Genomic DNA, 25,424 nt, shown 5'->3' with positions numbered 1-25,424 from the left:
CGTTCCGATGCTGGGGTTCCAGCATCGGAACGAGGGGGCGGCGGAACAACGTAAGGTTCGAGCGGCGATCCATAACATGGGGGTTATTCGTGGAGCTGAGGGACATCGAGATCTTCCTGACGCTCGCCGAGGAACTGCACTTCGGCCGCACCGCCGAACGCCTGCGCGTCTCGCAGGCGCGCGTCAGCCAGGCCATCAGCAGGCAGGAACGGCGGCTCGGCGTCGCGCTGTTCGACCGCACCAGCCGCCGCGTCACCCTCACCCCCGTCGGGCGGCGGCTGCGCGAGGACCTGGCGCAGGCGTACGAGCTGATCCAGGAAGGGCTCGCCCGGGCGAGGGCGGCCGGTGCGGCGCGGACCCTGCGGGTGGGCGTGTTCGGCCATGCCCGGTACGTGCTGCGCCCGCTCGTCGACGCCTTCCGCAGCCGCCACCCCGGCGGCGACGTGCAGTTCTGCGAGGTCACCGGCGGCGACCCGTTCGGCGCGCTGCGCGCCGGAGAGGCCGACGCGCACGTGCTGTGGCTACCGGTGGCCGAGCCCGATCTCACCGTCGGCCCGACCGTGCTCACCAGCGGGCGGGTGCTGGCGGTCGCGGCCGGTCATCCGCTCGCCGAACGCGGCAGCGCGTCCCTGGAGGATCTGGCCGACGAGCACGTGGTGGACCTCGGGCCAAGCGCGCCCGAGTACTGGGTGGCGTCCATGGTCCCCGTCCGTACGCCGTCCGGGCGGCGGGTCCCTCGCGGGCCGGTCGCGCGGACGTTCCACGAGATCCTCACCCTGGTCGCCGCCGGTCGCTGCGTCCACCCGCTCGGCGAGATCGCGGCCCGGTACAACAGCCCGCCCGGCGTCGTCTTCGTGCCGCTTCGCGACGCCCCCGCCCTTCACTTCGCCCTGGTCTGGGCGACGGCCGCCGACGGCCCGCACGTGCGCGCGCTGGCCCAGACCGCCGCCGACCTCGGGCCGATCGCGTTCGGCGAGCCAGACTGAGGGCGTCTCGGGACGCCTCGCTGAGGCGTCAGCCCTCGCGCAAGGCGCGGAAGGCGCCGGCGTGGTCGGCCACCCAGGCGGCGTACGTACGCGCCGGTCGGCCGAGGATCCTCTCGACCTCGCCGGTGACGGCCTCGGCGGGGCCCATGCCTCTGGCGTACCTGGCCAGCAATGCCTGCACGAACGGCTCGGGGAAGCCGCGCCGGATCATGCTCTGCCCGTACGCGTCCGGCGGGATCTCCTGATAGCGCAGCGGCCTGCCGATCAACTCGCCGATCGTGACCACCAGCTCCTCGTGGGAGATCGGCTCCGGGCCGGTGAGCGGCACCTTCATGAAGGTGAGCTCCTCGCCGAGGAGCGCCCGCACGGCGACCTCCGCCAGGTCCCCTTCGTGGATCAGCGGCTCGGCGAAGGAGGCGTACGGGCCGCGTACGACGTCGCCCGCAGACCGCTCGCCTGCGGATCGCGGGTGACGGCGCGTACCTGCACGCCTTCGGCGGCGAGGAAGGAGAGGAGAGGACGCCCGATGGTGCCGGTGGCACCGGTGACAAGGATCATGACATGTCCCTTCTGATATGAAACTCATGTTATATAAGTTTCATATCAATTAGCGGCAGGGGGTGGATGGACCGAAGTGGACAGAGGGTGCAGAAAGGTGCCAATCGGCTGACTGAAGGTGATCTTCGCCGCTAGCCTGCGTGATCACCGAACATCACCCTCAGAACGGGAGCATTCATGCGACACCCTGTTGTCGTGGGCGCGTTACTCGCCGTGGTCACGACCGCCGGCCTCCTGGCCGGGCAGACCACCGGCGCCGCCGCCTCGGCGGAGAGCGCGTCCGGCGGCTGGTACACCGAGTTACCGGACGCCATGCGGGTCTGCGACAACGCCACGTGGCAGGACGGCCCGGAGAGCGCGCCGGAGGGGGCCATCGTGGTCCCGGCCGGCGACAACGCGGGCTTCGACTTCGGCCAGAGCGGCAAGACGTACTGGTTCGCCCCGGGCGTCCACACTCTGGGCGACGGCCAGTACAGCCAGATCACCCCCGGAGACGGCAGCACCTTCCTGGGCGCTCCGGGCGCCGTCCTCGACGGCATGAACAAGAACGTCTACGCCTTCACCGGCCACGCCTCGAACGTGCGCATCGCCTACCTCGAGATCCGCAACTTCGGCAGGGGCGCGGACAACAAGAACGAGGGCGTCATCAACCACGACGCGGCCTCCGGCTGGGTCATGGAGCACCTCTACGCCCACCACAACGACGGCGCCGCCGTGTTCCTCGGCAACGCCAACACCGTCCGCTTCAGCTGCCTGAAGGACAACGGCCAGTACGGCGCCAGCGCGTACCGGGAAGAGATCGAGGGCGAGCGGGCGGTCAAGGACCTCGTCGTCCACAACAACGAGATCGCCGGCAACAACCAGGACGACTGGGAGACCAGGGAGCAGGGCTGCGGCTGCAGCGGCGGCGTCAAGTTCTGGGACGTCGAAGGCGCCACCGTCACCCAGAACTACGTGCACGACAACCTGGGCGTCGGCCTCTGGGCCGACACCAACAACGTCGACTTCCTGTTCGACCGCAACTGGATCGAGCACAACGAGAGCGAAGGCATCTGGTACGAGATCAGCTACAACGCCACCATCACCCGCAACGTCTTCAAGAAGAACGGCTGGGTCGGCGGCAACGACAACCAGGGCTCCCCGTCGCCCGCCATCTACATCTCCGAGTCGGGCGGTGACGCGAGGCTCCCGAGCGAGGTGAGCGGCAGCACCGATCTCAACATCGCCGACAACTACTTCGAGGACAACTTCTCCGGCGTCTCGATCTTCGAGAACGCCAACCGCTTCTGCAACAGCAACGGCAACACCAGCAAGAGCTACTGCACGCCGTTCGTCTCCCCGACGGTGATCCCGGAACCGCACAACACCGACTACCCGAACCCCATCAACGACACCCACCCCTGCTACACCGGCATCGCGAACGAGCCGCTGCGCACCGACTGCCGCTGGCACTCGCGCAACGTGAAGGTGACCGGGAACGAGTTCCGCTTCGAGCGTTCGAACGTGCCCTGCGCCGGCACCTACTGCGGGGTTCAGGCCCTGTACGCCCAGGGCGCCGACAACATGTCGTGGGCGCCGTACACGGTGACGGAGATCCAGCAGAACGTCATGTTCAGCGCCGGCAACAGCTTCGCGGACAACACCTACATCGGTGACTGGAAGTTCGCCAAGGGCTGGGGCGAGACGGTCACCTGGGACGTGTGGCGCGCCGCCCCGTACAACCAGGACGCCGGTAGCACGCTGAACGGCTCCTCGGAGGAACCGCCGACGCCCAACGCCCTCGACACCGACACCTCGACCCTCGAAGGCTCGATCGGCACCTGGGCCGCCTGGTACAGCGCCTCCGCCGAGCGGTCGGCCGAGGCCGCCCACGAGGGCGGCTACGGCCTGCGCGTCGAGGTGACCGAGGCCCACGGCTGGGGCGTCACCACGGACAACTGGCCCGGCTTCACCGCCAGGCAGGGCGGCAAGCAGATCGGCTTCTGGGCCAGGCAGGGCAGCCCCGGCGTCTCCGCCGCGACCCTGAGCGTGCTGTGGCGCGACTCGAGCGAGGAGCTGCTGCGCAGCGACGAGATCACGCTGGACGGGCTGAGCACGAGCTGGAAGGAGTTCACCGCCGAGCTCACCGCCCCGGCGGGCACCGCCACCGTCGCCCTGGAGCTGACGGGTGACGGCGACGCCGGCGAGGTCCTCCACCTCGACGACATCGTGATCGCCGACGCGTGACCACCCGGGGTGGGATCGGCTACCTCTTTCCCGATCCCACCCCGTCACCCCTCGGACGACATGGTCACCAGCAGGTATTCATCCGCCTTCTCGGGATCGGACCGCATCACCTGAAGGATCTCCCCCTCCGGCTCGGGCCCGACCTGCCGCACCTGCTCGACGCTGGTGACGTTCACAGACGTCCCCTCCCACCTGGCGGATTCCAGGAAGAGCACTTTGTAGCTGGAGCCCACGACCTTCCAGCCGCGCTGCTCCAGCCTGCCACGTGCTATCTCCAGCGCCTCGTCGCCGCCCGATGCGCCGACGTCGATGAGCGTGTTCTCCAACACCAGGATCGTGTTCTCGTACATGGGGTCGTCTTGGTGCGGGCGACCACCGTGCCGATGCCGCTCACCTCCTCGACGGCCGCGGGATCGACCGATAACACCCTCGGCGCCCCACCCTGCGGGGAACACCGTGGCATCATCGTTGCGCTGCCCGGAAGGCGCAGCCGAGGAGCGGGGAACGGCGGACGGGAAGGGCGGCCATGGCAGACCCGTCACGCGATCCGCCCTGGCCGGCCACCGCCTACCGTGGTACGCCGGGCCGTCGCAGCCAGCGTGAGCCCGGTCAGCACGGCGAGCAGGACCCAGGCGGCGGCGAAACCCCCGGTCACGTCCGTGAGGAGCCCGAGCGCGGGCGGCGCGAGGATGATCGCCACCTGGTTGACCGCCATGGCCAGCCCCAGCGCGAAGCCGGTGCGGTCGGGCGGCGCCGCCTCGGCCGCATATGCGACCCACGGGCCGTACCAGCCGATGCCGAAGAAGCCGAGCCAGACGAAGAGCAGGCAGGCGACGGCGGGGGAGCGGCCGGCGGGGGTGGCGAGCAGCGCCATCCCGGCGATCACCGCGGCCAGGCAGGCCAGCACGCAGGCGTACCGGCCGGACTTGTGGCGATCGCTCCAGGCCGCCAGGCAGACCCGGCCCAGCGCACCGGCGCACTGGACCGCCACATAGACCAGCGCGGCCGGGGCGGCCTCCATGGACGCCACCTCGTGCAGGTAGAGCACGGTGAGCACGCCAAGCCCGCTGTGCACCGACACCAGGCACGTACCGGACAGGATGACCTTCTTCATGTACGGCTCGCGCAGCAGGTCCAGCCGCATGGGGGACGCCGTCCGCGCGGGAGGCCGGTGCGGCGGGCGGCGGTAGAAGGCCATGAACGCGACCGCCCCCGCCAGCGCGACGAGCGCCCCGGCCACCAGCGTCGAGCGCCAGCCGAAGGCCGTGGCCAGCGCGGGCAGCGCGGAGGCGGAGAGCACCCCGCCGAGCGGCAGCCCCGCCTGCCGGATCCCCATGGCCAGGCCGCGCTGCGAGGTGTCGAACCAGGACGCCACCGACTTGCTGCCGCCCGGCTGGATCGTGCTGTATCCGGCGCCGACGATCAGCAGTGCGGCGAGCAGCGAGACGTATCCGGGGGCCAGGCTGCCGGCGGCCAGCGCCACGGCGACGACGAGAGCGCCGGTGCCGACCACCCAGCGTTCGTCGTGCCGGTCCAGCAGCCGTCCCGCCACCAGCAGCCCGGCCAGCGGCAGGAGCTGAGCCGCCGACAGCAGCAGGCCCAGGCGGGTGGTGTTCAGGTCGAGGTCCCGCTGCAGGTGGACGCTCATCGCGCCGATGCCCTGCACGAAGAACGCCGCCGCGGCCTGGGTGAACGTCGCGACCCCCAGGACGACCCAGCGGTACCGGCCCGCCGCCCTCACGGGATCCGACATGACGGGCAAGTCGGGACGATTCCTGAAATGTCGTGATCGGATGGCGCCATGGCGTACAGGCTTGCGTAAGGGCCTTATACGCCTCAACCCTTACTGTCTGCGACCGTCACAGGAGCAGGCGGGAGGCGGCGTGCAGGGCGACGTACCGCCTGCTCAGACGGGAAGCGGCGCGGGCCTCGCCAGGCGCTCATGCCGGGTACGCGTGGGTCTCGGTGGCCTTGACCGACGCCCAGATCCGCTGACCCGGGCTCAGGTCGAGGTCGGCCACGGCGGCGGGCGTGATGTCGGCGAACACCGCGATCGGGCCGTCGAGGTGGACGCGGACGTTGTCGCCGTGCCGTTCGATCCCGTCGATGCGGGCCTGCCAGAGGTTGCGCGGGCTGCCGTCGGGACGGGAACGGTAGAGCGCGACGGCACCGGGCGGGAACGCCACGAACACCGGCCCCGTCAGCTGCTCGGAAGCATGCAGCGGCACCTCGCCGACCTTGACCTGGTGCCCGTCCGCCGTGCCCCGGTAGAGGTTGAGCCCGACGAGGCGGGCGACGTAGTCGGTACGCGGGCGGCGCGCCACCTCGGCGGGGGCGCCCTGCTGGACGACGGCGCCGTTCTCGATGACGATCAGCCGGTCGGCCAGCACCATGGCGTCCAGCGGGTCGTGCGTGACCAGCACGGTCGCGCCGTCGAAATCGGCGAGGTGGCGGCGCAACCCTGAGCGGATCTCCAAGCGGGTGTGGGCGTCGAGCGCGGCCAGCGGCTCGTCGAGCAGCAGCAGTTCGGGACGTACGGCGAGCGCGCGGGCCAGCGCCACCCGCTGCGCCTGCCCGCCGGACAGTTGCCGGGGCCTGGCGGCGGCGCGATCGGCCAGCCCGACCCGCTCCAGCAGCTCGGCCGCGACACGACGTGCCTCGGCCTTGGGCACGCCCTGGCAGCGCGGCCCGAAGGCGACGTTGTCCAGCGCGGACAGGTGGGGGAAGAGCAGGTAGTCCTGGAACACCATGCCGATCGGGCGGCTCTCGGCGGGCAGTGTGTGCAGCGGCCGGCCGCGCAGCGTGATGTGGCCACCGGACAGCCGGGTGAGCCCGGCCAGGGCCCGCAAAGCGGTGGTCTTGCCCGCGCCGTTGGGGCCGAGCAGCGCCACCACCTCGCCCGCCCGGACGCTGATGGCGATGTCGAGGGTGAAGGCGGGCCTGGTGACGACCAGGTGGGCGTCCAGCGTCATGGCGCGCTCACCCACCGGTCGCGCAGGCTCGCCAGGATGATCACCGAGACGGCCAGCAGCACCAGGCTGAGCACGATGGCCGCCTCGGGTTCGGTCTCCAGTGCCAGGTAGACGGCCAGCGGCATGGTGCGGGTGGTGCCGGGGAAGTTCCCGGCGAACGTGATCGTCGCCCCGAACTCGCCGAGCGCCCGCGCCCAGCACAGCACCGCCCCCGCCACCACGCCCGGCATCACCATCGGCAGCGTGACCCGCCGGAACACCGTCCACCGCGAGGCCCCGAGCGTGGCGGCGGCCTCCTCGAAGCGCCGGTCGGCCCCGCGCAGCGCCCCCTCCACGCTGATCACCAGGAACGGCATGGCCACGAACGCCTCGGCCACGATCACCCCGGCCGTGGTGAACGGCAGCGTCACGCTGAACGACGCCTCCAGCCACTGCCCGGCGATGCCGCGCCGCCCGAGCACGAGCAGCAGCGCCACGCCGCCGACCACGGGCGGCAGCACCAGCGGCACCGTGACCAGCGCCCGCACCACCCGCCGCCCGGGGAACTCGACCCTGGCCAGCAGCCAGGCCAGCGGCACGCCGAGCAGCAGGCACACGGCGGTGGCGACGGTGGCGCTCACCAGCGACAGCCGCAGCGCCTCCAGCACCTGCGGCTCGGCCAGCCGCGCGGGCAGCGTGCCCCACGGGGCGCGGATGAGCAGCCCGGCGAGCGGCAGCACCAGGAACGCCAGCCCGGCCAGCGCGGGCACGACCAGCATCCACGGCAGCCGCCCGGCGACCTCGCGGCTGCGCTGTTCCTGAACGGGCGCGCTCATCAGGGGGCGTCGAACCCGGCCTTGACCAGCACGTCCTTGCCCTGCTGCGACAGCACCAGGTCGACGAACCGCCGGGCCGCCGCACCGGCCGGAGCCTTGTCAAGCGCGGCGATGGGATAGTCGTTGACCGCCTGATCGGCCTCGGGGAACGCGATGCCCTGCACCTTGCCCGCGGCGGCGATGACGTCGGTCTTGTAGACCAGCGCGGCGTCCACCTCGCCCAGCTCGACCTTGGTCAGCGTGGCCTTGACGTCCTGCTCCAGGGTGACGGGCGTGACCTGCAGGCCGGCCGCTTGCAGGGCCTTGACGGCCGCCGCGCCGCACGGCACCTGCTCGGCGCAGAGCGCCACCTTCACGTTCGGGTCGGTGAGGTCCTTCAGCTCGTCGACCTTGGCCGGATTGCCGGCGGGTACGGCGATCTGCAGCGTGTTCCGCGCGAACGTCGTCGGCGAGCCCGCCAGGGACGCGTCCGTGACGGTCTTCATGGTGGCCGGGCTGGCGGCGGCGAACACGTCGGCAGGGGCGCCCTGGACGATCTGCTGGGCCAGGGTGGCGCTGGAGCCGAAGTTGAACGTCACCGTCGTGCCCGGATGCGCGGCCTCGTATATCCTGCCGAGCTCGGTGAACGTCTCGGTCAGCGACGCCGCCGCGAACACCGTCAGCTCCGTGGCCGCTCCGGCCCCCGAGCCCGTGAGCGCGGCGGGCTCGCCGGAGCCGCAGCCGGACAGGCCCGCGAGCGCCAGCGCGACGGGTAGCACGGCCGCCCATCGGGACACACGCCTGAACACCACGGGGCCTCCTCACACGTTGCCGGCCACGCGCTCGTGACCCGGGATCTCCACGACGACGTTGGTGGACTTGATCACCGCGTCGGCCACCACACCCGGCTCCAGCCCCAGCTCGTCGGCGGCCTGACGGCTCATCAGCGACACCACCCTGAACGGCCCGGCGGCGATCTCCACCTGCGCCATCACCGCGTCGCGCACCACGTCGGTCACGATCCCCCGGAAGTGGTTGCGCGCCGACGAACGGCCGCCGCCCTCGCTCTCCCCGACCTGGGAGCGCGCGAAGGCCGCCAGATCGGCGCCGCCGACCCGCCGATGACCGTGCTCGTCGCGCTCGGCCCGCAGCCGGCCCGCGTCCACCCAGCGGCGGACGGTGTCGGCGCTTACCCCGAGCAGCGCCGCCGCCTCGCTGATCCGAAACGTCGTCACAAGCCCCACTCTATGTCCGCATCTGCAAGCCTGACCACTCTCCTTTCCCCGCAGAAGCGGTGGGAACCCTCACTTCGGCTTGGTATCTACGAGATCACGCACGCGCGCGGGGGGCGTGACCCGGGAGGCGGCGGCTTCGAGGAGCCGTGGAGCGAGGGCGGCGGCCTGGGCGCGGATCTCGGGGACGGCGGTCGTCTCGTACAGGGTGCCGCGCAGCAGCGGGCCCAGCGCGAACAGGCGATCGCTCGGCCGCCCGGACGCGTCCAGCACCGCGCCGTCAGCAGCGGCGTCCAGGCCGAGCATGAGCGGGTCGGGGCGGGCCTGACCGGCGTTGATGAGGCTCGCGATGAACGGGTCGGAGGTGACGTCGGGCGACGGCCCGGTGGCGTTGACCAGCCAGCCGACGTCCAAGCCGGTGATGGCGCCGTCCAGGTCGGCGTGGACGCGCAGCCCGCTCACGGCGGGCCCGGCCGTGGTCGGGCCCGCGGCGGGCTCGGCGCCGATCAGGGTGCCGCGCAGCAGCCGCAACCGCCCGCTCGCGCGCAGCTCGTCGAGGGCGGCGGCGGACGCGGGCGGGATGCGGTGCCGGTGGACCTCCCAGTAGCGGGCCACCCGCCGCAGGAACAGCCGACGCTCATCCGGGGCGAGCCGCCGCCACAGATCCTGTACGTGCGGCCGCAGCCCCTCCATCACGCCCTGCCAGTCGCCGCCGTTCGCCCGGATGGTCCGGCGGACGACGGCGAGCAGCTCCGCCACCCGCAGCGGGCCGCCGGGGACGGCGACGGGGATCGGCAGGGCCGGGCGGATCGGGTGCGCGCGGGGGAGAAGAGCGTGCCGGGACAGCGCGTACACGACGGTGCCGGGGTGCGCCCTGGTCACGGTGAGCGCGACGTCCACCATCGTCAGGCCGGTGCCGAGCACCAGCACGGGCGCGCCGTCGTCGATCGCGGCAAGCGCGCCCGGCGCCCACGGGTCGGCGATGTGGCGGGGATGCGCGGCCACGCCGGGCAGCGGGGCGGGGCGGCGGTTGCCCAGCGCGAGGACGACCGCGCCGGCCTCGACCCGCCCGCCGTCGGCGAGGCGTACCGCGTGGTCGGCGTCGAGCGAGGCGGCGGTCGCGGTGACGCGGTGCAGCGGGCGCTCGGGCGGGTCCTCCGCATCGGCCAGCACCTCGCGCAGGTAGCGGCCGTAGAGGGCGCGCGGCAGGTAGTCGTAGGCGTGCACCCCCGCCGAACGCGCCCAGTCGCGCAGGTGATCAGGATCGTCGTCGAAGGCGCTCATGCGCTCGACCCGGGTGTTGAGCAGGTGGTGCGGATCGGTGGTCGAGTAGGCCTGGCCGAGCGCGTGCCGGCCGCCCTGGTCGATCAGGGTGACCGCCAGCGGCGTGGCGGTGGCGCGGGCGAGTCGCAGCAGGTGGATCGCGGTCAGGGCGCCGCTCGCGCCGCCCCCGACGATGGCGACCGAAGGTAGGACCATAAACCCACTATAGCTGTAGGATATATAGGATATTTGAGACTGCGATGCGCTATCCGTACGTTTTGTACGGCCCGCCTCACGGAAAGTCCGGGGAACTCTCGAACGCCCTGCGGATAAAGACGATCGTGAGCACCATCGCAGAACGGGAGCCCGTCGTGACGGACCGTCCACCCCTGAGCGCCCATCCGCCGCCGGCGGCCGGACGAGCGGGAACGATGGAGGCCCGCGACGACTCCTCGATCATCCGAGCCTCGCTGCGCACGCCCGAGTGCTTCGCGGAGCTGTTCGACCGGCACGCCGCCACCCTGCACCGCTACGTCGTGCGGCGGCTCGGCCCCGAGCACGCCGAGGACGTGGTGGCCGAGGCGTTCACCAGGGCCTTCGAGACGCGCCACCGCTACGAGTTCGGCCGCGCCGAGGCGCTGCCCTGGCTGTACGGCATCACCACCAACATCATCGGCGTGCACCGCCGCGCCGAGGTGCGCGGACTGCGGGCCCTGGCCAGAACGGGCGAGGACCCCGTGACGGCGGCGTTCGACGACCGGGTGGCCGCCAAGGTCTCCGCCTCGGCGACCCGCCGCAGGCTGGCCGCCGCGCTGGCCAGGCTCGGGCGCGGCGAGCGAGACGTGCTGCTGCTGATCGCCTGGGGCGACCTGACGTACGAGGAGACGGCCAGGGCGCTGGGCGTGCCCGTCGGCACCGTCCGCTCGCGCCTGTCGCGCGCCCGCCGCAAGGTCACAGCCGCCCTGGGCGGCGCCAACCCCGCCGAGACGAGAGAAGAAGACCATGGATGACCTGCGCCTGATCAAGGAACTGCGCTCGGAGGTGACGGAGGCCGGCCCGGACGCCCTGTCCGGCGCGCGGGGGCGGCTGCTGGCCGCGACGGCCCGGGGGACGGCTCCCCGGCGCGCCCCTCGGCCGTGGACCGTGCGCCTCGCCGGCATCGCCGCCGCCGGGCTCGCGGTGGCCGCCGCCGTCATAATCGTGACGAACCAGGCCGTCGCGCCCGTCGCAGAGCCCCGGCACCTCACCTCCGCCAAGGACGTCCTGCTCGTCGCCGCGGACAGCGCGCGGCGCGCACCGCAGGATCCCGCGACCTACTGGCACATCAAGCGGGAGAACGAGGACGGCGCGGTCATCGGCGAGACCTGGACCACGCGCGACGGACAGCGGTGGAGCCGGGGAGAGCCCGGCAACGGAAGAGACCTGATCAAGCTGGACTCCGGCACGTTCCTGCTCGGGACCGCGGGCGACGACGGCCCCCGGCTCACCATGGAAGATCTCGAAACGCTGCCGGCCGAGCCCGAGGCGCTGCGGCGGAAGGTCGTCGAGATGCGGAAGGGCGACGCGGAAGACGGGGGCGATCCCGCGCTGATCCCGCTGCTGTCGCTGGTCGCGGAGCTCCCCGCGCCGGCCGAGGTGCGGGCGGCGGCGTTCCGCGCCCTCGCCGAGCTGCCGGGCGTACGGCGGCTCCGCACGGTCGAGGACGGCGAAGAGCTGCAGTTCCGGAACGGCCTGAGTGACCGCAAGGTGGTCATCGATCCGGACACCTCCCGGGTGGTCCGCACCGACCTGCTTCCGGCGGCCACAGGAGGCATCACGACCTCGGGCGACGGGTTCATCAAGCTGACCGCGGAGTGGACGGACGAAGGTCCGCGGTGAGACGCGGCCCCGCGCATCGGCCGCACGATCGATATGAGGAGAACCATGACGTTAGGCAAGTCGATACTCGCCGTTGTGCTGGCGGGGACGATCGGCGCCACACCCGCACCGGCGCACGCCCAGGCCGCGCCGGGCGCGCAGCCGGAGGCGGTGACGCTGATCACCGGTGACCGCGTCGTGCTCACCGGGCGGGGGCATCGCGTGGAGCCCGGGCCCGGCAGGCAGGCCGCCTTCTTCACGAAGGTGCGCGACGGGCACCTGCACGTGATCCCGTCCGACGCCGCGCCGCTGCTCGCGCAGGGCGTGCTCGACCGGCGGCTGTTCGACGTCACCCAGCTCCTGGCCTGGGGCTACGGTGACGCCGACACCCCCGACATCCCCGTCATCGAGCAGGGCGTCAGCACCGGCTCCCCGCAGGTGCGGCGGCTGTCCGCGCTGGGCATGAACGCGGCCCGCGTACCCAAGAAGAGCGCCACGCAGACCTGGCGGACCCTCACCGGCTCCCGCACGCTGGTGGCGGGCCGCACCAAGCTGTGGCTGGACGGCCGCAGAAGCCCTTACCTGAACGAGAGCGTCAAGCAGGTCGGCGCGCCGCAGGCGTGGCAGCAGGGCTTCGCGGGCAAGGGCGTCAAGGTCGCGGTGCTCGACACCGGATACGACCCCGACCACCCGGACCTGAAGGACGCGGTCGTAGCGGAGCGCAACTTCACCAACGATCCGGACATCCGCGACACCAGCGGCCACGGCACGCACGTCGCGTCGATCGTGGCGGGCAGGGGTGAGAAGTACCGCGGCGTGGCCCCCGAGGCGAGCCTGGCCATCGGCAAGGTGGGCACGATCGCGGGCATCACCGAATCCGCCGCGCTCGCCGGCCTGGAGTGGGCCGCCATCGAGGTCAAGGCCAGGGTCGTCAACCTGAGCTGGGGCGGCCCGGACGGTCCTGAGCAGGATCCGGTGGAGCAGGCGGTCACCACGCTCTCGGAACGGACCGGCACGCTGTTCGTCGCGGCGACGGGGAACAGCGTGCAGACCAGCGTGGGCAGTCCCAGCAGCACCGATGCGGCGCTCGCCGTGGGAGCGGTGGACAAGCAGGGCCGGATGACCGGGTACTCCAGCCGGGGGCCGCGCACGGGCGACCACGCGATCAAACCCGACGTGACCGCGCCGGGAGAGGAGATCACAGCCGCCGTCCCCGGAGGCGATCACGAAGTGATGGGCGGCACCTCGATGGCCGCCCCGCACGTGACGGGAGCGGCGGCCATCCTCGCCCAGCGCCACCCGGACTGGACCGGCGCCCAGCTCAAGGCCGCGCTCATCGGCAGCGCCGCCCCCGTTGAGGACGCGACCCCGTACGATCAGGGCACGGGAACGATCGACCTGGTGCGCGCGCTGCGCCAGCAGGTCGTGGCCGAGCAGCCCAACGTGTGGGCTGCCTTCCCGTGGAACGAGAGCGGCGACCGTACGGCGGCCAAGACCATCACCTACGCCAACTCGGGCGACACGCCGGTCACCCTCGAGCTGTCGGCCGACGGTGAGGTCCTGAAGCTGTCGTCCGAGCAGGTCACGGTCCCCGCCGGTGGCGAGGCGTCGGTGACGCTCACCATCGACGCGCGCGGCAAGGCTCCGGGCGACTACCCGGGCACGGTCACCGCCAGGTCGGGCGAGACGGTGGTCCGCACGCTGGCCGGCGCGTACGTGGAGCCGGAGTCGTACGACGTCACCGTCAACGTCGTGAGCAGGCAGGGCGAGCCGATCGACCCCGCCGATGCCGAGGTCTACGACGCCGAGACGGGGGCCGTCCATGTGCTGGCCTTCAGGAACGGGACGGCCACGGTGCGCCTGCCCGAGGGCGACTGGAACCTGTACACCGCCACCTTCGAGAAGGTGGACGGGACAGTGACCGAGACGTTCGCCGATCGCCCGCTGAAGGTCGACGGCGGGGATCAGCGGATCACCGTGGACCACCGCAAGAGCAAGCCGACGCAGGTCACCGTGGACGACCCGGGCGCCCAGCTCACCAGGGAAACCAACCTCGGGCTGGAGCACGGCGCCTGGGGCAATTGGTCGTCGAGCAACCTCGATGCCAACTCCGAGACGTTCGTCGTACCCGCCGCGTCCCCGGGGCTGACCTACACGCTGGGGACCACATGGCTGAGCAAGGACGTCTCACCCAGCCCGTACGTCTACACCCTCGTCGACCGGCGCACCGGCGGCATCCCCGACGATCCCACCTATCACGCCGAGCGAGAGGACCTGGCCAAGGTCACCGCGACCTACCGGGCCTCGGGAACGCCCGGCACCGGTATCGCCTCGGTCCAGCTGACCGGGTCGGGGCCGCTGGGAGCCATGGTGGTCTCGTTGGTCCGCGGCATCGAGCTGCCGGGTAGGCTCGTCCACTACCGGACCCCCGGCCTGCCCTACGCCGGCACCTTCGGGACCGGCACGGGGCTGATCTCCGCCGACAGCGGGACCGCGGAGCCGGGAAGCCACACGACGGAGGTCTGGAACGCCGCCGTCACCGGCCCGTCGTTCCGCACGACGGCCGGCGAGCGCACCGGCGACGAGCTGAGCTTTCCCGCGACCGGGATGTTCGCCGACGGGCGGCCCGGCAGCACCGGCACCGACTCCGCCGCCACCGGCACCGCCACCCTCACCAGGGACGGCGAGACGCTGGCCACCGCCGACCTCGCGGCGTGCCACGTGCCCCGGCCGGAGCGCTGTGAGCTGCGCGCCGACCTGCCCGCAGGATCCGGCGACTACACGCTGACCGCGTCGCTGCGCCGGGAGGCTCCGCTCTCCACGGAGGTGACGTCGGCCTGGACGTTCTCCTCCGCGACCACCACCGAGCGGCGGGCGCTGCCGCTGATGGCCGTCCGCTACAGCCCCGAGGGCCTGGACGACTTCAACCGCGCCGAGCCGGGCGCCACCACCCGGCTGCCCGTGTGGGTCGAGCGCAACCCCGGCGCGGCGGAGGCGGAGGTGAGGGAGATCCGGCTGGAGATGTCCGCCGACGACGGCGCCACCTGGCGTGCCGTCCCGGTCGAGCGCGCCGGATCCCGCTGGATCGCACAGGTGAGCAACCCCGCAGGGCCCGGGTTCGTCTCCCTGCGCGCGACGGTCACCGACACGGCCGGCGCCGGCGTCACCCAGACGGTCATCCGGGCGTACGCCGTGGGCGGGTGAGCCGCCGGCCGCGGCGGCGGTGAGGGGCCTGCGGCGCCGACCCGGGCGTCCGGCGAGGGCGCAGGCGCCGCCGGTCTTCGCGGCGGTGATGCGCCGTGTGCCGCCGGCCGGGGCGGCGGTGAGGACACGTGCGGCGTCCTCACCGCCGCTCCTTGCGGTCGCGCCGGTGGAGGCGGGCGTTGACGCGCAGCAGGCCGGGCACCAGCAGATACACCACCACAGGCACCACGATCGCGGTCACCACCAGCGTGCGCAGCGCCATCGGCAGCGGCGAGATCACCGGCCCGAGCAGCGCCTGCACCAGCATGAGCATGGCGTAGACGGCGAACCAGGTGAGAAGCGCGCGACGGTGCACGGAGGGAGCGGCAGGCATGACTGATCCTTTCAACGACGCAAATCCAACTCGTCAGTTGGAGTTTATGCGCGAGACTCTCCAACTGTCGAGTTGGATTTTTGGGCTATGCTGGCGGACATGGCATGGAACACGGCCCGTACGCGGCAGTTGCTGCTGGACGCGGCGATCGACGAGTTCGCCGAGTACGGCCCCGAGGCCGCCAGGCTCGACCGCATCGCCGCCACCGCCGGCGTCAACAAGGAGCGCATCTACCAGTACTTCGGCAACAAGGAGCAGCTCTTCGGCGCCGTGCTGAGCTGGAGCCTGGAGCGGCTGGCCGAAGCCGTGCCGCTGGAAGGGCCGCTCGCCGCGAACCTGCCGGAGTACGCGGGCCGCGTCTTCGACTACCACCGCGAGCACCCGCAGTTCATCAGGCTGCTGTACTGGGAGGGCCTGCACCGCGGCGGCGACCCCATCGCCGCCAGGGAGGAGCGGGCTGAGCACTACGCCGCCAAGCTCGCCGCCCTGGCCGCCGCGCAGAAGGAGGGCGCGGTCCCGTCGGAGTTCGCGCCGGGGGAGCTGCTCTACGCGGTGATCGCGCTGGCCGGATGGTGGTACGCCACCCCGCCGCTCGCCCAGATGATCATGGGCGATGACGTCGAGAACGCCCGCGAGACCCTGGTCAGGGTGGTGGCCAAGCTGGTCTCCTGACCATCGCCGCTCTCGTCACCGGCGGCTCTGGAGCCGCAACGGCGGTGCGCGCGCCGCTCACCCGCCGCCCGGCGGCTGATCAGCCGGAGCGATGGCACCAGCGTCCCGCCGACGGGAGCACGGCCAGAACGGCAGCCGTGGCGGCCGCCACGGCTGTCAGCGGGGAGGCGATGAAGACGAGCTTGGGCATGGTCCCTTCGAGGGTCGGCACCCCGCCCATCGCCAGGTATTGCCCGATGGCGCTCAGGCCGTGCAGCGCCGTCGTGCCGCCGGCCGCGAAGATCATCCAGCGGCCGGCGTTGTTTCGCCGGGTGAGAAGAAGCGCACCTGTGGCCAGCATGACGGCCTCCACAACGGTCAGGATCAGGTCGCCCATGAGCAATCCGAACCACGGGGTGGTGTGCTCGAGGCGTTTGGCCAGTTCGAGGCTCATGGCCAGCAGGCCAGGCAGGCAGAGGAGCGCCAGGGCCGTCGCGGCCCGTGCGATGCCGGCCGCGCGATGGTCGGGTGCCGGATGGGTACCGCCGGCAGCGGACGGCTCTCGTACGGGCTCGGTGCGATCGGCGGTCTGGCGACGGCGATGACCCGGGTCAGGTGCTGGTGCGGCGCGCTGCGGTCGGAAGGCGCCGGCCCCGGCATACGGCCGATCGGCCGTGACGCCGCCCGCAACAGCGCCGCCGGGTTCGACACGGGTGCGCCCGGGCGGCTGGGGGTCCGAGCGGATCGCCTCGCGCATCATGGCGCCGCGTTCGGCGATCATCGCGGTCACGTCCGGCGGCAGCCAGGCGGCGGTGGTGAAGCCGTCCACGTGCGGCGCGAGATGATCGAGTACGTCTCGTACGGCGGCGCCGTGATCACTAACTCCGCCGTCTCCGACCCCGGCGTCAAGGCCCTCGTGTACGTCGCCGGCTTCATCCCCGCCACGGGCGAGACGGTGGGGGACCTGGCGGCCAAGTCGTCGCCGCCCATCCCGCTGGTCACCACCGAGGTCCCCGGCGGTGCGGAGGTCTCCATCGACCCGGCGCACTTCCGTGAGTCGTTCGCCGGAGACGTCGACAGGACCACCGCGGCCGACCTCGCCGCGGTTCAGCGGCCCGCCGGCACCAAGACGGTCACCGACGCGAGCGTGCGGGAGGCGTACCGCACCATCCCCTCCTGGAGCCTGATCACCCGCCGGGACAAGGCGATCGCCCCCGACCTGCAGCGTTTCATGTCCAAGCGGGCAGGCGCGCACATCGAGGAGGTCAACGCCTCCCACGCCGTGATGGTCAGCCGTCCCGACGCGGTCACGCGCGTGATCGAGGACGCCGCCCGCGCCACCCGTTGATCGCCATGCTCTCAGCGGACGGTGAACTCCATCCCGCGACGAAGGCCCCATGACCGCATACGAACCACTCGACCGGCTGACCGGCACCCTGCGGCGCACCATCGGCGCGGGCCGCGTGACCACTACAGGCCCGGACTACGAGGCCGCCCGCCACATCGGGAACGGCGCCGCGCAAGTCCGCCCCAGTGATCGTCCGCTGCGCCGATCCGGCCGATGCCCAGGCGGCCGTACGGGCCGCGCGGGAGGCGGGCGTGCCGCTGCCGGTGCGCGGCGGCGGCCACGACTGGGCCGGACGTTCGCTCAGCGGCCGGTTCGGGCTCGCCCTGGACAACCTGCTCTCCGCCGACGTGGTGCTCGCCGGCGGCTCCCTCGTCACCGCCGACGCCGAACACGAACCGGACCTGCTGTGGGCTTTGCGCGGCGGTGGCGGGAACTTCGGTGTTGTGACCTCGATGCGCGTCCGGCCGCACGCCGTGCCGGTGCTGCTGTCCGGCATGGTGCTGTTCCCGTGGGAACAGGCCGGGAGCGTGCCGGCCGGGCTGGACGACGTCCTGGCCGCGCGCCCGGACGAGCTGACCGTGCAATCTGGCGTCTTGGCGGGACCGGACGGCAAGCCCCTGATGGTCCTCGCGCCGACCTGGAGCGGCGACGACGCGGCGGCGGGGGAGCGGGCGCTGTCCCGGCTCGACGGCCTCGGTACGCCCTGCACCGCCGAGCACTCAAGACGGCGACCCACTCGGTGTGCCGCCTGCCCGGCCACTGACGCCGCCGTCACGGGGCCGGCGGCTGATCCTCGTTCGCGGTCGTGTTCGCGTTGGAGGCGCTGCGGCGGGCGCGGTGTGCGCGTACCCGTCCCCGGCTGGCGCACGCCGGCGACGGGCACCAGCGTCGCCGCCCCGGCGGGTCGATGAACACACCCCTGCAGTCGTCCTCCTGGCAGACCTTGAGCGCCAGCCGGTCGGAGCCGGTCAAGTGATCGACGGCCTGGCGGGCGATCCGGGCCAGCGCGTGCGCCGCGGTCGCCGGGGGTTCGCGGCGCAGGCGGTCGTCCGTGCTGAGCCGGACCGGGTCGTCGTAGCGGGCCAGGAACGCGGTCAGGTCCGCGACGGCGTCGGCGGGCGGCGGGCGCTCGTCGACCGTGGCCAGCGCGAGCACGCGCAGGGTCTCGCGCAGCGTCCACGCCTGGTGGAGGTCGTCACGCCCGGGTGGCCGAACGGGGGAGAGCTCGCAGCGCGCCAGCCACTCGGCGAACCGCTCGGGCGACGCCAGCCGCTCCACGGGGGTTCGGCTGAACGTACGTCCTCGGGTGGCGAGGAGGTTCAGCCACGTGGCGCCGCAGTCGAACCGGAAGGCGAGCTTGTCCTGTCTGACCACGAAGCCCATGGTAACGCTGAGGCCGTTACGTTATCGGTAACGCTTGGGGCGTTACAGGGAGGACATGGCCATGGAGACCAGCCGGACACCGTCGGAGGAGCCGGAGCTCAAGCCGGTGACGGGCCGCGCAGCGGGAGCGGCGAGTGGAGCGGGAGCGGCGAGCCGGACGATGGGCGCGACGATCCGGACCGTGCTCGGTGACATCCCGCCCGAGGAACTGGGCACCTGCGACGCCCACGATCACCTGTTCCTCCGGTCACCGGCGCTGCCCGGCCATGAACTGGACGACACCGAGGCCGCACTCGCCGAGCTGCGCGCCTTCGCCGCCCTCGGCGGCCGCGCCATGGCGCAGTGGACGCCCTGGGGGATGGGACCCCGCATCGAACGTCTGCCCGAGCTGTCCCGGCGATCCGGCGTCCACATCATCGCCGCCACGGGCATGCACCAGGCCAAGCACTACGCTCCGGACGAGCTGACACGCCACTATGGAGCGCTGGCCGACCTGTTCATCCGCGAGCTGACCGATGCCGACGTGAAGGCGGGCATGATCAAGGTCGCGGGCGCCTTCCACCGCCTCGACGACCACGCCCGGCACGTCATGGCGGCCGCCGCCGAGGCGCACCACGCCACCGGCGCGCCCATCGGCGTCCACCTGGAGGCGGGAACCGCCGCGTTGGACGTGCTCGACCTGCTGTGCGGTGCGCACGGGGTCGCGCCGCACCGCGTCATACTCGGCCACCTCAACCGCTTCCCGGACGCCGGGATCCACCGGCAGGCCGCGGCGGCCGGAGCCTTCCTGGCGTTCGACGGTCCGTCCCGCGCACACCACGGCACCGACTGGCGCCTGCTGGACCGCCTCGCGGCCCTCGCCGACGCCGGCCACGCCCACCAGCTCCTGCTCGGCGCCGACACGGTCACCCCGGCCGCCCGGTCGAGCGCCGACGGTCCGGGCATGCCGTTCCTGCTCAGCGGCCTGCGCCCGCGCATCGGACGGGAGCTGGGATCCGGCCTCGCATCCGCCATCTTCACCGAGAATCCCGCCCGCGCATTCGCAACGCGATGGCGGCGACCCTGACCCGACCTGGGCCGGAAACGTCAGATACACGTCGTGAGCTTCAGGTGGCCCCCGCTGCGGTGCTCGCCGCGACCGTCGTCACCCCGGCGTACGCCGCCAGGAGGCCGAGCGCCCCTGACGTTCACCCGCTCTTCGCGTCTCCGGTGGGTTCGATGCGGATGATGGCCGTGTCGCCGGTGATCCTGAGGACCTGGAGGCTCATGGCGTCGTTGATGGTCGCGGTGATGCCCTTGGCGCAGTCCATGCGGACGCCGCCGCCTCCCCCCGAGACCACGGTGCCGCCGCCGTCACAGTTCGAGATGCTGAAACCCATCCCCGTCACCGGCGCGACCATCTCGACCGAGTCGCGGCGGATCGCCTTCACCTCGATCGGCCCGAGGCCGTAGCGTTCCGGCACGACGACGGCGTCCCCTGCGGTGACCTTGATCTCGCACGTTCCGTCAGCGCACGGTCCGGTCAGCGAAGGCGCGGGCGCCGCCGTGTCCGTGGAAGCCGCCGTGTCCGTGGGGGGCGACGCCGCCGAGCCGGAGCCGCCGGCCGCCTGGCCTCCGATGGGGGCGGCGGGGGCGGGGGAAGAACCCGAGGAACACGCGGTGAGGGCGGCGAACATGACGGCTATGGCGACGGCCATGGACGACCTTGTGCGCATCATGATCCCCATCGAACCGCGCCGTTACCGGCGACGTCCACTGGGCGATGCGCGGTTGTTGGCTGAGCGTTACACACGGCCGCGTACCAGCCCGAGATCACCTGTAGGGTGCGCCGGAAGCGAAGGAGTTCCCGACATGTCATCCTCTGCCCCGTTAGCCTGGGCGGCGGCGCCGGCCGCCGCTGCCTACCCCACGTGGGACGCCTGGAGGACCAGGTTCGAGTGGCCCGCGCCGCCGGAACGCATATACGAGGAGTACTACGCGGGGGACGCGGGCGGCTTCGCCGAGGGCTCGGTGCGCTGCGACCCTGGCGCGATCGACCGCTCGCCGTTCCTGCTGGTGCGCGACGACCTCGCCACGCTCGCCGAGGTCGCGACGACGTGGGCCGTTCCCGTGCTCATCGTGCTGTTCGCCCTCGTACGCAGGCGCTCGCCGACGGCTGCACCGCGCGCCGCATGGGCGCTGACGCTGCTCGCCGTCATCCGGCCGCTCTCGGCCGACTACCGGGGTGAGGACGTCTGCTCCGGCTCGCTCCCGCTGTTCACCGCCGACTGGTTCGAGGCGGTCTTGGCCGGGTGGGAGCTCGGGGAGCTGTGGCTGCTCGGCGCCGCCCTGCTGGTGCTGCTCGCGTCCGGCGCTGAACGGCGGACGTTCACGCCGGTTCGATCCCTACGGGGACTCCGTTGAGACCGCGGTGCCGCCGGCGTCGTCGAGCACCTTCGCTGAGACACCTCAGTGGTGCTGGGCCCCGGTCTCGATCCGGCCGCCGACCTGCTCGCGCAGCCCTTCGAGCAGCTCGGGCGTGGACACGACCGTCCACCGGTCGCCGACCAGGTACGTCCCGCCGTACGGCTGGGCGTGATCGAGCCAGGCGCGCTTGCCCTCGTCGGTGGTGAACGTGACGATCGTGTACCGGCCGCGCTCGGTCTGGCAGGCCGCCTGCTTGAGCTCGTCGGCGTCGATCTGCAGGCGCGCCTTCGGGCAGCCGGCGGTGGCCTTGAGCTTCTTCATGCTCACCCTGGGCAGCTCGGCGGCGGGGGAGGGCTGTGGCTGCGTGCCGCCGCCTGTCATGGATGCGTGCCCCTGATGCTGCATCTGGTGCTGCGGCTGCGGTCGGGCTGCCGCTGCGCCGGCCGCTTGGGGCTGCGGGTTCCCACAGGACGCCAGGCACGCGCCCAGCACGATCGCACCCGCCGAGACGGCCAGCAGGCCCGTGACCCGCTTGCGTGCACGGGCGAGTGGTGGCGGTTGCGGTGTGAGCGTCATGGTGGTGTTCCTCCGTTCAGGCGGCTCCGATCGGAGGTACGCGCGCCCGTCCGCACGCGGTTCACGCTCGTGGAAAAGGGTTCGTGCCCGTCATGGACCGCCGGTTAGCATCGCGCGGATGAACACTGATCGTCTGCCGTTGCTGTGGTTGTCGGGCCCGTCGGGCGTCGGGAAGTCGTCGGCCGCGTTCGAGATCTGCGCGCGGCTCGGCCGGGAGGGCGTCAAGGCGGCGTTCGTGGACGCCGACCAGATCGGCCTCATCTACCCCGCGCCGGAGGAGAACACCCACCGGCTCCGCGCCCGCAACCTGGCCGCCCTGTGGGAGGGGTTCCGGGAGGAAGGCGTGGAGTGCCTGGTGCTCGCCGGCTTCGTGGACACCCCGGAGGAGGTGCGGGAGTACACCTCACGGCTGCCCGACGCCGACTTCACCGTGTGCAGGTTGCGGGTCTCGGGGGAGGAGCTGCGGCGGCGCTTCCTCGGGCGGGGCTGGATGCCGGGCCTGGTGGAGCAGGCGGTCGCCGAGGCCGAGGCCCAGGAGCGTTCGGCGTACGCGGACCTGTCCGTGGACACGGGCGGGCTGACGGTGCGGGAGACGGCCCGCCTGATCATGGAACGCGCGGGCCGGCCGCGACGGGTCGCCCCTGTTGTGCGGCCGGGACGTTCTGAGCCAGGCCCGATGGCGGACGGCGAGCCGGTGCCGCTGCTCTGGTTCACGGGAGCGACGGCGGTGGGCAAGTCCACGGTCGCGTACGAGGTGTTCCGGCACATCGTGGAGACCGGCGCGCGGGCGGCGTACGTCGACCTGAAGCAGATCGCCACGCTGCGACCCGCCTCCGGCGACCTGCGGGACCTCAAGGCACGCAACCTCGCGGCGCTGTGGGCGGGCTACCGCGCGGCCGGAGCCACGTACCTGATCGTCTGCGGCGAGGCGGACACCGACGAGACCGTCCGCGACTACACCCGCCGGCTCTCCGACGTGACCCCCACCGTGTGCCGGCTGCACGCCTGCCCGGCCACGCTGCTCGAACGCGTCACGGCCCGCGGCCGGGGCGAGGGACCGACGATCCCCGGCGACGAGCTGAAAGGGCTGGACGAGCCCGCCCTGCGCGAAGCCGCTGCCCGCGCGGCGACGGAGGCGGCCGCTCTCGATCGGGCCGATGCGGGGGACCTGCGGATCGGCACCGACGGCCGGCCGGTGGCCGACGTGGTCGCCTCCGTGCTGGCCGGCGTCGGGCTCGCACCGGGGGATGCCCGCGCTTGAGCCGTCCTGTCCGGGGCATTCAGGTGGACCGGCGGCCGGCCCCGGAAGGGCGGCGCCCGCCTGGCCCCGCGGACCAAGCTCAGGCCGGGTGGGCGCCGCCGGCTCGGAGGCCGGAGAGGCTGCGCAGCGAAGGCGATCGAGCCCCGCGGCGCAAACCGGCCGCACGTTACGGTACTGCAGGTGACGGGCGCGTTCCCAGGCCTCGAGAGATGATCACGGCCGTGCGGACGCCCGCCGCCGCGCGGACAGGGGAGCGGCGCCACCGCGCCACACCTGCGTCAAAGAGGGACCGCGCCGGCATCGCCACTCCGCCCGAAGCCGGATCACCGTCGAACTGAGTTGCGCCGAAATCGCACCTGGGCGGATCAGGACGTCTGACGTGGCTTGGGGGCGGGCTCGGGCTCGGTCCAGGACGCGACGAGGTCGAGCAGGCCGGGGAAGCGCGCGTTCAAATCGTCCACACGGACGTGGCTGCGGCGCTCAAGGCCGTACTGACGCTGCCTGATGATGCCGGCCTCGCGCAGGGCCTTGAAGTGATGGGTGAGCGAGGACTTCGGCCGGTCGATGCCGAACCAGCCGCACGTGTGGTCGAAGCTCTCCCGCTCCAGCAAGAGCTTGTTCACGATGCGCAGCCGCAGCGGATCGCTCAGCGCGCTCAGCACCGTCTCAAGGCGCAGGTCGTCGACTGCGGGCTCGGGCAGCGGCTCGGGCAGACCGGCAGGTTCCGGCAGCTTCACGATGGCGGCCAGGGTCGGCTCCTCCCACGAGTTCCTCAGTACGACTCGAATCGTACTGCATGCTATTGTTCGACTTCATTCGTACAAGTTCGACAAAACTCGTACAGGAGAGAGTCGTGTCCGAAACCCAGACCGATCCCGCGCGCCGCCGAACCGGCACCGGCCCGAGACCCGCTCCCACCTGGTGGGTATGGCTGGCCGCCTGGCCGGTCACGGCCGTCTTCGTGCTGTCGAACGTCGCGACACCGCTCTACGCGCTATGGCAGCGGGACATCGGCTTCTCCAAGGGCACGCTCACCGTGGTCTTCGCGTTCTACATCGTCGGCCTGCTCGGCTCGCTGCTCGTCTCCGGTGTGGCCGCCGACCGGCTGGGCCGCAAGCGCGTACTGCTGCCCGCGCTCGGCCTCGCGCTCGCCGCCTGCGCGATCTTCGCGACGGCGCAGAGCGTGGCCGCGCTGTTCGCGGCCCGGCTGTTCACCGGCATCGCCGTCGGCGCCGTGGTCTCGGCCGGCATGGCGGCGGTCAGCGACGTCGCAGGGACGGCCCGCGCGCGGCTCGGCGCGCTGCTCGCCTCCTGCGCCATGGTCTTCGGCGCAGGCCTCGGCCCGCTGCTCGCCGGCGTCCTGTCGGAGACGCTGCCCGCACCGACCGTCACCGTCTTCGCCGTCGAGGCGGCCCTGCTGGCGACCGCCGTCCTCGCCGTCGCCCGCATGCCCCTGCACCGCCCCGCCGCGGTTCGTCAGACGGCGGGGGAGGTCTCGGAGTCCGCCGAGGCCGGTAGGCCGGAGGAGCGGCGGGCCGAACCCGCACGGGGCTCCTGGGTGCGCCTGCCGCGCGTGCCTCAAGGCAACGGCCTGCGGCTGGCCCTCGGCCTCGCCGTGTTCGCCCCGGGCATCACCGCCACCTCGTTCGTTCTGTCGCTCGGCCCCTCGCTGCTGTCCGGCCTGCTGGACACCACCAGCCGCGTCGTTGCCGGAGCCATAGCCTGCGCGATGTTCCTCGCCGCGACCGGGGTCCAGTTCCTCGTGCAGCGTCTCGGCCGCCGCGCCATGCTCGTAGCGGGAGCCGCCGCCATCGCCGCGAGCATGGCCGCCCTGATCGCCGCCGTGCACACCTCGAACGTCCCGGCGCTGCTCGCCGCCGCGTTGCTGGCCGGAGCCGGCCAGGGCCTGGGCCAGCTCGGCGGACTGTCCCTGCTGAACGCCAGCGTCCCGCCCGACCGGCTGGCCGAGGCCAACGCGGCGTTCAACGTCGGCGGCTACCTTCCGGCCGGCACTCTCCCCGTCGCCACCGGCTACCTCAGCGACGCCATCGGCCTGGCGAGCGGCACGACCGCTTTCGGGATCGCTCTGATCACCCTGGCCGTCGCAGGTGGCATCGTGGTCCTCACAACGGGACGCCGAGTCACGGAACCGGCCGGCACGCGTGCACCTGACAGGCATCGCAGAACACACCCACCCCGGTGACCAGCGCGGATTACCAGCACCCCGGCATCCAGAACGACACCGATCCTGCGCCGGGCCCGCCTTCCGGTTCCGGTCCGTTGGGTGCTCTTTTCGCTCGGCGTTAGGTGATCGTCTCGCGAGACGACATGGTC

Annotated in this window: 26 protein-coding genes and 1 pseudogene; 12 read left to right on the top strand and 15 right to left on the bottom strand. The window is 72.4% G+C overall.

Annotated features, from left to right (window positions below; translation table 11 throughout):
- Nucleotides 1-89 precede the first annotated feature (89 nt).
- The gene (locus tag AB0K67_RS02745) at nucleotides 90-986 is read left to right on the top strand and encodes a LysR family transcriptional regulator (protein WP_364051757.1); all 897 of its coding nucleotides are present in this window, start codon (nucleotides 90-92) and stop codon (nucleotides 984-986) included.
- Between the two features lie 28 nt (nucleotides 987-1,014).
- Here AB0K67_RS02745 and AB0K67_RS02740 read toward each other — a convergent pair whose 3' ends face one another.
- Nucleotides 1,015-1,353, bottom strand: coding sequence for a hypothetical protein (locus tag AB0K67_RS02740; protein ID WP_364051754.1), 339 nt, complete (start codon nucleotides 1,351-1,353; stop codon nucleotides 1,015-1,017).
- A gap of 29 nt (nucleotides 1,354-1,382) precedes the next feature.
- Nucleotides 1,383-1,544 carry an NmrA family NAD(P)-binding protein gene (locus AB0K67_RS02735; RefSeq protein ID WP_364051751.1) on the bottom strand — a complete coding sequence of 54 codons (162 nt, stop codon included), beginning with the start codon at nucleotides 1,542-1,544 and terminating at the stop codon, nucleotides 1,383-1,385.
- 177 nt (nucleotides 1,545-1,721) lie between these two features.
- On the opposite strand from AB0K67_RS02735, the gene AB0K67_RS02730 reads away from it, so the two are divergent.
- Complete coding sequence (locus tag AB0K67_RS02730) at nucleotides 1,722-3,770, top strand: right-handed parallel beta-helix repeat-containing protein (RefSeq protein WP_364051748.1); 2,049 nt, start codon at nucleotides 1,722-1,724, stop codon at nucleotides 3,768-3,770.
- A gap of 44 nt (nucleotides 3,771-3,814) precedes the next feature.
- Here the strand turns inward: AB0K67_RS02730 and AB0K67_RS02725 are convergent, their stop codons facing one another.
- The 7 genes from AB0K67_RS02725 to AB0K67_RS02695 form a co-directional block, all read right to left on the bottom strand.
- Nucleotides 3,815-4,120 carry a hypothetical protein gene (locus AB0K67_RS02725; protein ID WP_364051745.1) on the bottom strand — a complete coding sequence of 102 codons (306 nt, stop codon included), beginning with the start codon at nucleotides 4,118-4,120 and terminating at the stop codon, nucleotides 3,815-3,817.
- A gap of 188 nt (nucleotides 4,121-4,308) precedes the next feature.
- Nucleotides 4,309-5,523 (bottom strand): MFS transporter, encoded by a 1,215-nt coding sequence (locus AB0K67_RS02720; RefSeq protein ID WP_364051743.1) that lies wholly within the window; start codon nucleotides 5,521-5,523, stop codon nucleotides 4,309-4,311.
- A 187-nt stretch (nucleotides 5,524-5,710) separates the two neighbouring features.
- Nucleotides 5,711-6,742 carry an ABC transporter ATP-binding protein gene (locus AB0K67_RS02715; RefSeq protein WP_364051740.1) on the bottom strand — a complete coding sequence of 344 codons (1,032 nt, stop codon included), beginning with the start codon at nucleotides 6,740-6,742 and terminating at the stop codon, nucleotides 5,711-5,713.
- Nucleotides 6,739-7,557: a molybdate ABC transporter permease subunit gene (gene modB, locus AB0K67_RS02710; RefSeq protein WP_364051737.1), complete on the bottom strand. Its 819-nt coding sequence runs from the start codon at nucleotides 7,555-7,557 to the stop codon at nucleotides 6,739-6,741. Before modB ends, AB0K67_RS02715 begins: the two co-directional genes overlap by 4 nt.
- A complete protein-coding gene (gene modA / locus AB0K67_RS02705; protein ID WP_364051734.1) occupies nucleotides 7,557-8,348 on the bottom strand; it encodes a molybdate ABC transporter substrate-binding protein in 792 nt (263 codons plus the stop codon). Before modA ends, modB begins: the two co-directional genes overlap by 1 nt.
- Nucleotides 8,349-8,357: 9 nt before the next feature.
- The gene (locus AB0K67_RS02700; protein WP_364051731.1) at nucleotides 8,358-8,771 is read right to left on the bottom strand and encodes a helix-turn-helix transcriptional regulator; all 414 of its coding nucleotides are present in this window, start codon (nucleotides 8,769-8,771) and stop codon (nucleotides 8,358-8,360) included.
- A gap of 69 nt (nucleotides 8,772-8,840) precedes the next feature.
- Nucleotides 8,841-10,247 carry an FAD/NAD(P)-binding protein gene (locus AB0K67_RS02695; protein WP_364051728.1) on the bottom strand — a complete coding sequence of 469 codons (1,407 nt, stop codon included), beginning with the start codon at nucleotides 10,245-10,247 and terminating at the stop codon, nucleotides 8,841-8,843.
- Nucleotides 10,248-10,372: 125 nt separating this feature from the next.
- On the opposite strand from AB0K67_RS02695, the gene AB0K67_RS02690 reads away from it, so the two are divergent.
- Genes AB0K67_RS02690 through AB0K67_RS02680 form a run of 3 tightly spaced genes read left to right on the top strand, consistent with a single transcriptional unit; the run spans nucleotide 10,373 to nucleotide 15,092 of the window.
- Nucleotides 10,373-11,041 carry an RNA polymerase sigma factor gene (locus AB0K67_RS02690; RefSeq protein WP_364051725.1) on the top strand — a complete coding sequence of 223 codons (669 nt, stop codon included), beginning with the start codon at nucleotides 10,373-10,375 and terminating at the stop codon, nucleotides 11,039-11,041.
- Nucleotides 11,034-11,909, top strand: a complete 876-nt coding sequence (locus AB0K67_RS02685) for a CU044_5270 family protein (protein WP_364051722.1) — start codon at nucleotides 11,034-11,036, stop codon at nucleotides 11,907-11,909. The genes AB0K67_RS02690 and AB0K67_RS02685 overlap by 8 nt, the downstream gene beginning before the upstream one ends.
- 45 nt (nucleotides 11,910-11,954) lie before the next feature.
- Nucleotides 11,955-15,092, top strand: a complete 3,138-nt coding sequence (locus tag AB0K67_RS02680; protein WP_364051719.1) for a S8 family serine peptidase — start codon at nucleotides 11,955-11,957, stop codon at nucleotides 15,090-15,092.
- Nucleotides 15,093-15,231: 139 nt separating this feature from the next.
- Here the strand turns inward: AB0K67_RS02680 and AB0K67_RS02675 are convergent, their stop codons facing one another.
- Nucleotides 15,232-15,465, bottom strand: coding sequence for a hypothetical protein (locus AB0K67_RS02675; protein ID WP_364051716.1), 234 nt, complete (start codon nucleotides 15,463-15,465; stop codon nucleotides 15,232-15,234).
- 99 nt (nucleotides 15,466-15,564) lie between these two features.
- Between AB0K67_RS02675 and AB0K67_RS02670 the strand changes: the two genes are divergently transcribed.
- Nucleotides 15,565-16,137 (top strand): TetR family transcriptional regulator, encoded by a 573-nt coding sequence (locus tag AB0K67_RS02670; protein WP_364051713.1) that lies wholly within the window; start codon nucleotides 15,565-15,567, stop codon nucleotides 16,135-16,137.
- Nucleotides 16,138-16,216: 79 nt separating this feature from the next.
- On the opposite strand, the gene AB0K67_RS02665 is transcribed toward AB0K67_RS02670, so the two are convergent.
- Complete coding sequence (locus AB0K67_RS02665) at nucleotides 16,217-16,945, bottom strand: hypothetical protein (RefSeq protein WP_364051710.1); 729 nt, start codon at nucleotides 16,943-16,945, stop codon at nucleotides 16,217-16,219.
- Here AB0K67_RS02665 and AB0K67_RS02660 point away from each other — a divergent pair, their 5' ends adjacent.
- Nucleotides 16,946-17,464 (top strand): alpha/beta hydrolase, encoded by a 519-nt coding sequence (locus tag AB0K67_RS02660; protein WP_364051707.1) that lies wholly within the window; start codon nucleotides 16,946-16,948, stop codon nucleotides 17,462-17,464.
- A 185-nt stretch (nucleotides 17,465-17,649) separates the two neighbouring features.
- Nucleotides 17,650-17,760 (top strand): annotated as a pseudogene (locus AB0K67_RS02655) (FAD-binding protein); the annotation flags it as partial.
- 475 nt (nucleotides 17,761-18,235) lie between these two features.
- On the opposite strand, the gene AB0K67_RS02650 reads toward AB0K67_RS02655, so the two are convergent.
- The gene (locus tag AB0K67_RS02650) at nucleotides 18,236-18,838 is read right to left on the bottom strand and encodes a CGNR zinc finger domain-containing protein (RefSeq protein ID WP_364051704.1); all 603 of its coding nucleotides are present in this window, start codon (nucleotides 18,836-18,838) and stop codon (nucleotides 18,236-18,238) included.
- Between the two features lie 70 nt (nucleotides 18,839-18,908).
- On the opposite strand from AB0K67_RS02650, the gene AB0K67_RS02645 reads away from it, so the two are divergent.
- Nucleotides 18,909-19,913 (top strand): hypothetical protein, encoded by a 1,005-nt coding sequence (locus AB0K67_RS02645; protein WP_364051701.1) that lies wholly within the window; start codon nucleotides 18,909-18,911, stop codon nucleotides 19,911-19,913.
- A gap of 121 nt (nucleotides 19,914-20,034) precedes the next feature.
- On the opposite strand, the gene AB0K67_RS02640 is transcribed toward AB0K67_RS02645, so the two are convergent.
- Nucleotides 20,035-20,523, bottom strand: coding sequence for a hypothetical protein (locus tag AB0K67_RS02640; protein WP_364051698.1), 489 nt, complete (start codon nucleotides 20,521-20,523; stop codon nucleotides 20,035-20,037).
- A 175-nt stretch (nucleotides 20,524-20,698) separates the two neighbouring features.
- Here AB0K67_RS02640 and AB0K67_RS02635 point away from each other — a divergent pair, with 175 nt between their 5' ends.
- The gene (locus AB0K67_RS02635; RefSeq protein ID WP_364051695.1) at nucleotides 20,699-21,250 is read left to right on the top strand and encodes a hypothetical protein; all 552 of its coding nucleotides are present in this window, start codon (nucleotides 20,699-20,701) and stop codon (nucleotides 21,248-21,250) included.
- Nucleotides 21,251-21,295: 45 nt separating this feature from the next.
- On the opposite strand, the gene AB0K67_RS02630 is transcribed toward AB0K67_RS02635, so the two are convergent.
- Nucleotides 21,296-21,634: a hypothetical protein gene (locus AB0K67_RS02630; RefSeq protein WP_364051692.1), complete on the bottom strand. Its 339-nt coding sequence runs from the start codon at nucleotides 21,632-21,634 to the stop codon at nucleotides 21,296-21,298.
- Nucleotides 21,635-21,947: 313 nt separating this feature from the next.
- Between AB0K67_RS02630 and AB0K67_RS02625 the strand changes: the two genes are divergently transcribed.
- Nucleotides 21,948-23,090, top strand: a complete 1,143-nt coding sequence (locus tag AB0K67_RS02625) for an AAA family ATPase (RefSeq protein WP_364051689.1) — start codon at nucleotides 21,948-21,950, stop codon at nucleotides 23,088-23,090.
- 365 nt (nucleotides 23,091-23,455) lie between these two features.
- Here AB0K67_RS02625 and AB0K67_RS02620 read toward each other — a convergent pair whose 3' ends face one another.
- Nucleotides 23,456-23,827 carry an ArsR family transcriptional regulator gene (locus AB0K67_RS02620; RefSeq protein WP_364051686.1) on the bottom strand — a complete coding sequence of 124 codons (372 nt, stop codon included), beginning with the start codon at nucleotides 23,825-23,827 and terminating at the stop codon, nucleotides 23,456-23,458.
- Nucleotides 23,828-23,943: 116 nt separating this feature from the next.
- Between AB0K67_RS02620 and AB0K67_RS02615 the strand changes: the two genes are divergently transcribed.
- Nucleotides 23,944-25,293 (top strand): MFS transporter, encoded by a 1,350-nt coding sequence (locus tag AB0K67_RS02615; protein ID WP_364051683.1) that lies wholly within the window; start codon nucleotides 23,944-23,946, stop codon nucleotides 25,291-25,293.
- The last annotated feature ends 131 nt before the right edge of the window (nucleotides 25,294-25,424 follow it).

The organism is Nonomuraea sp. NPDC052634 (assembly GCF_040678535.1).
Lineage (GTDB): Bacteria > Actinomycetota > Actinomycetes > Streptosporangiales > Streptosporangiaceae > Nonomuraea > Nonomuraea fastidiosa.
Note: the sequence above shows the minus strand (reverse complement) of the source record. Positions and strands in the feature narration are given on the sequence as shown.

What these genes read in the sequence shown, in the direction of transcription:
- AB0K67_RS02735 (WP_364051751.1), bottom strand. Translation starts at nt 1,544, where the DNA reads ATGATCCTTGTCACCGGTGCCACCGGCACCATCGGGCGTCCTCTCCTC.
- AB0K67_RS02730 (WP_364051748.1), top strand. Translation starts at nt 1,722, where the DNA reads ATGCGACACCCTGTTGTCGTGGGCGCGTTACTCGCCGTGGTCACGACC.
- AB0K67_RS02725 (WP_364051745.1), bottom strand. Translation starts at nt 4,120, where the DNA reads ATGTACGAGAACACGATCCTGGTGTTGGAGAACACGCTCATCGACGTC.
- AB0K67_RS02720 (WP_364051743.1), bottom strand. Translation starts at nt 5,523, where the DNA reads ATGTCGGATCCCGTGAGGGCGGCGGGCCGGTACCGCTGGGTCGTCCTG.
- AB0K67_RS02715 (WP_364051740.1), bottom strand. Translation starts at nt 6,742, where the DNA reads ATGACGCTGGACGCCCACCTGGTCGTCACCAGGCCCGCCTTCACCCTC.
- modB (WP_364051737.1), bottom strand. Translation starts at nt 7,557, where the DNA reads ATGAGCGCGCCCGTTCAGGAACAGCGCAGCCGCGAGGTCGCCGGGCGG.
- AB0K67_RS02695 (WP_364051728.1), bottom strand. Translation starts at nt 10,247, where the DNA reads ATGGTCCTACCTTCGGTCGCCATCGTCGGGGGCGGCGCGAGCGGCGCC.
- AB0K67_RS02685 (WP_364051722.1), top strand. Translation starts at nt 11,034, where the DNA reads ATGGATGACCTGCGCCTGATCAAGGAACTGCGCTCGGAGGTGACGGAG.
- AB0K67_RS02680 (WP_364051719.1), top strand. Translation starts at nt 11,955, where the DNA reads ATGACGTTAGGCAAGTCGATACTCGCCGTTGTGCTGGCGGGGACGATC.
- AB0K67_RS02675 (WP_364051716.1), bottom strand. Translation starts at nt 15,465, where the DNA reads ATGCCTGCCGCTCCCTCCGTGCACCGTCGCGCGCTTCTCACCTGGTTC.
- AB0K67_RS02670 (WP_364051713.1), top strand. Translation starts at nt 15,565, where the DNA reads ATGGCATGGAACACGGCCCGTACGCGGCAGTTGCTGCTGGACGCGGCG.
- AB0K67_RS02645 (WP_364051701.1), top strand. Translation starts at nt 18,909, where the DNA reads ATGGAGACCAGCCGGACACCGTCGGAGGAGCCGGAGCTCAAGCCGGTG.
- AB0K67_RS02640 (WP_364051698.1), bottom strand. Translation starts at nt 20,523, where the DNA reads ATGTTCGCCGCCCTCACCGCGTGTTCCTCGGGTTCTTCCCCCGCCCCC.
- AB0K67_RS02635 (WP_364051695.1), top strand. Translation starts at nt 20,699, where the DNA reads ATGTCATCCTCTGCCCCGTTAGCCTGGGCGGCGGCGCCGGCCGCCGCT.
- AB0K67_RS02630 (WP_364051692.1), bottom strand. Translation starts at nt 21,634, where the DNA reads ATGACAGGCGGCGGCACGCAGCCACAGCCCTCCCCCGCCGCCGAGCTG.
- AB0K67_RS02625 (WP_364051689.1), top strand. Translation starts at nt 21,948, where the DNA reads ATGAACACTGATCGTCTGCCGTTGCTGTGGTTGTCGGGCCCGTCGGGC.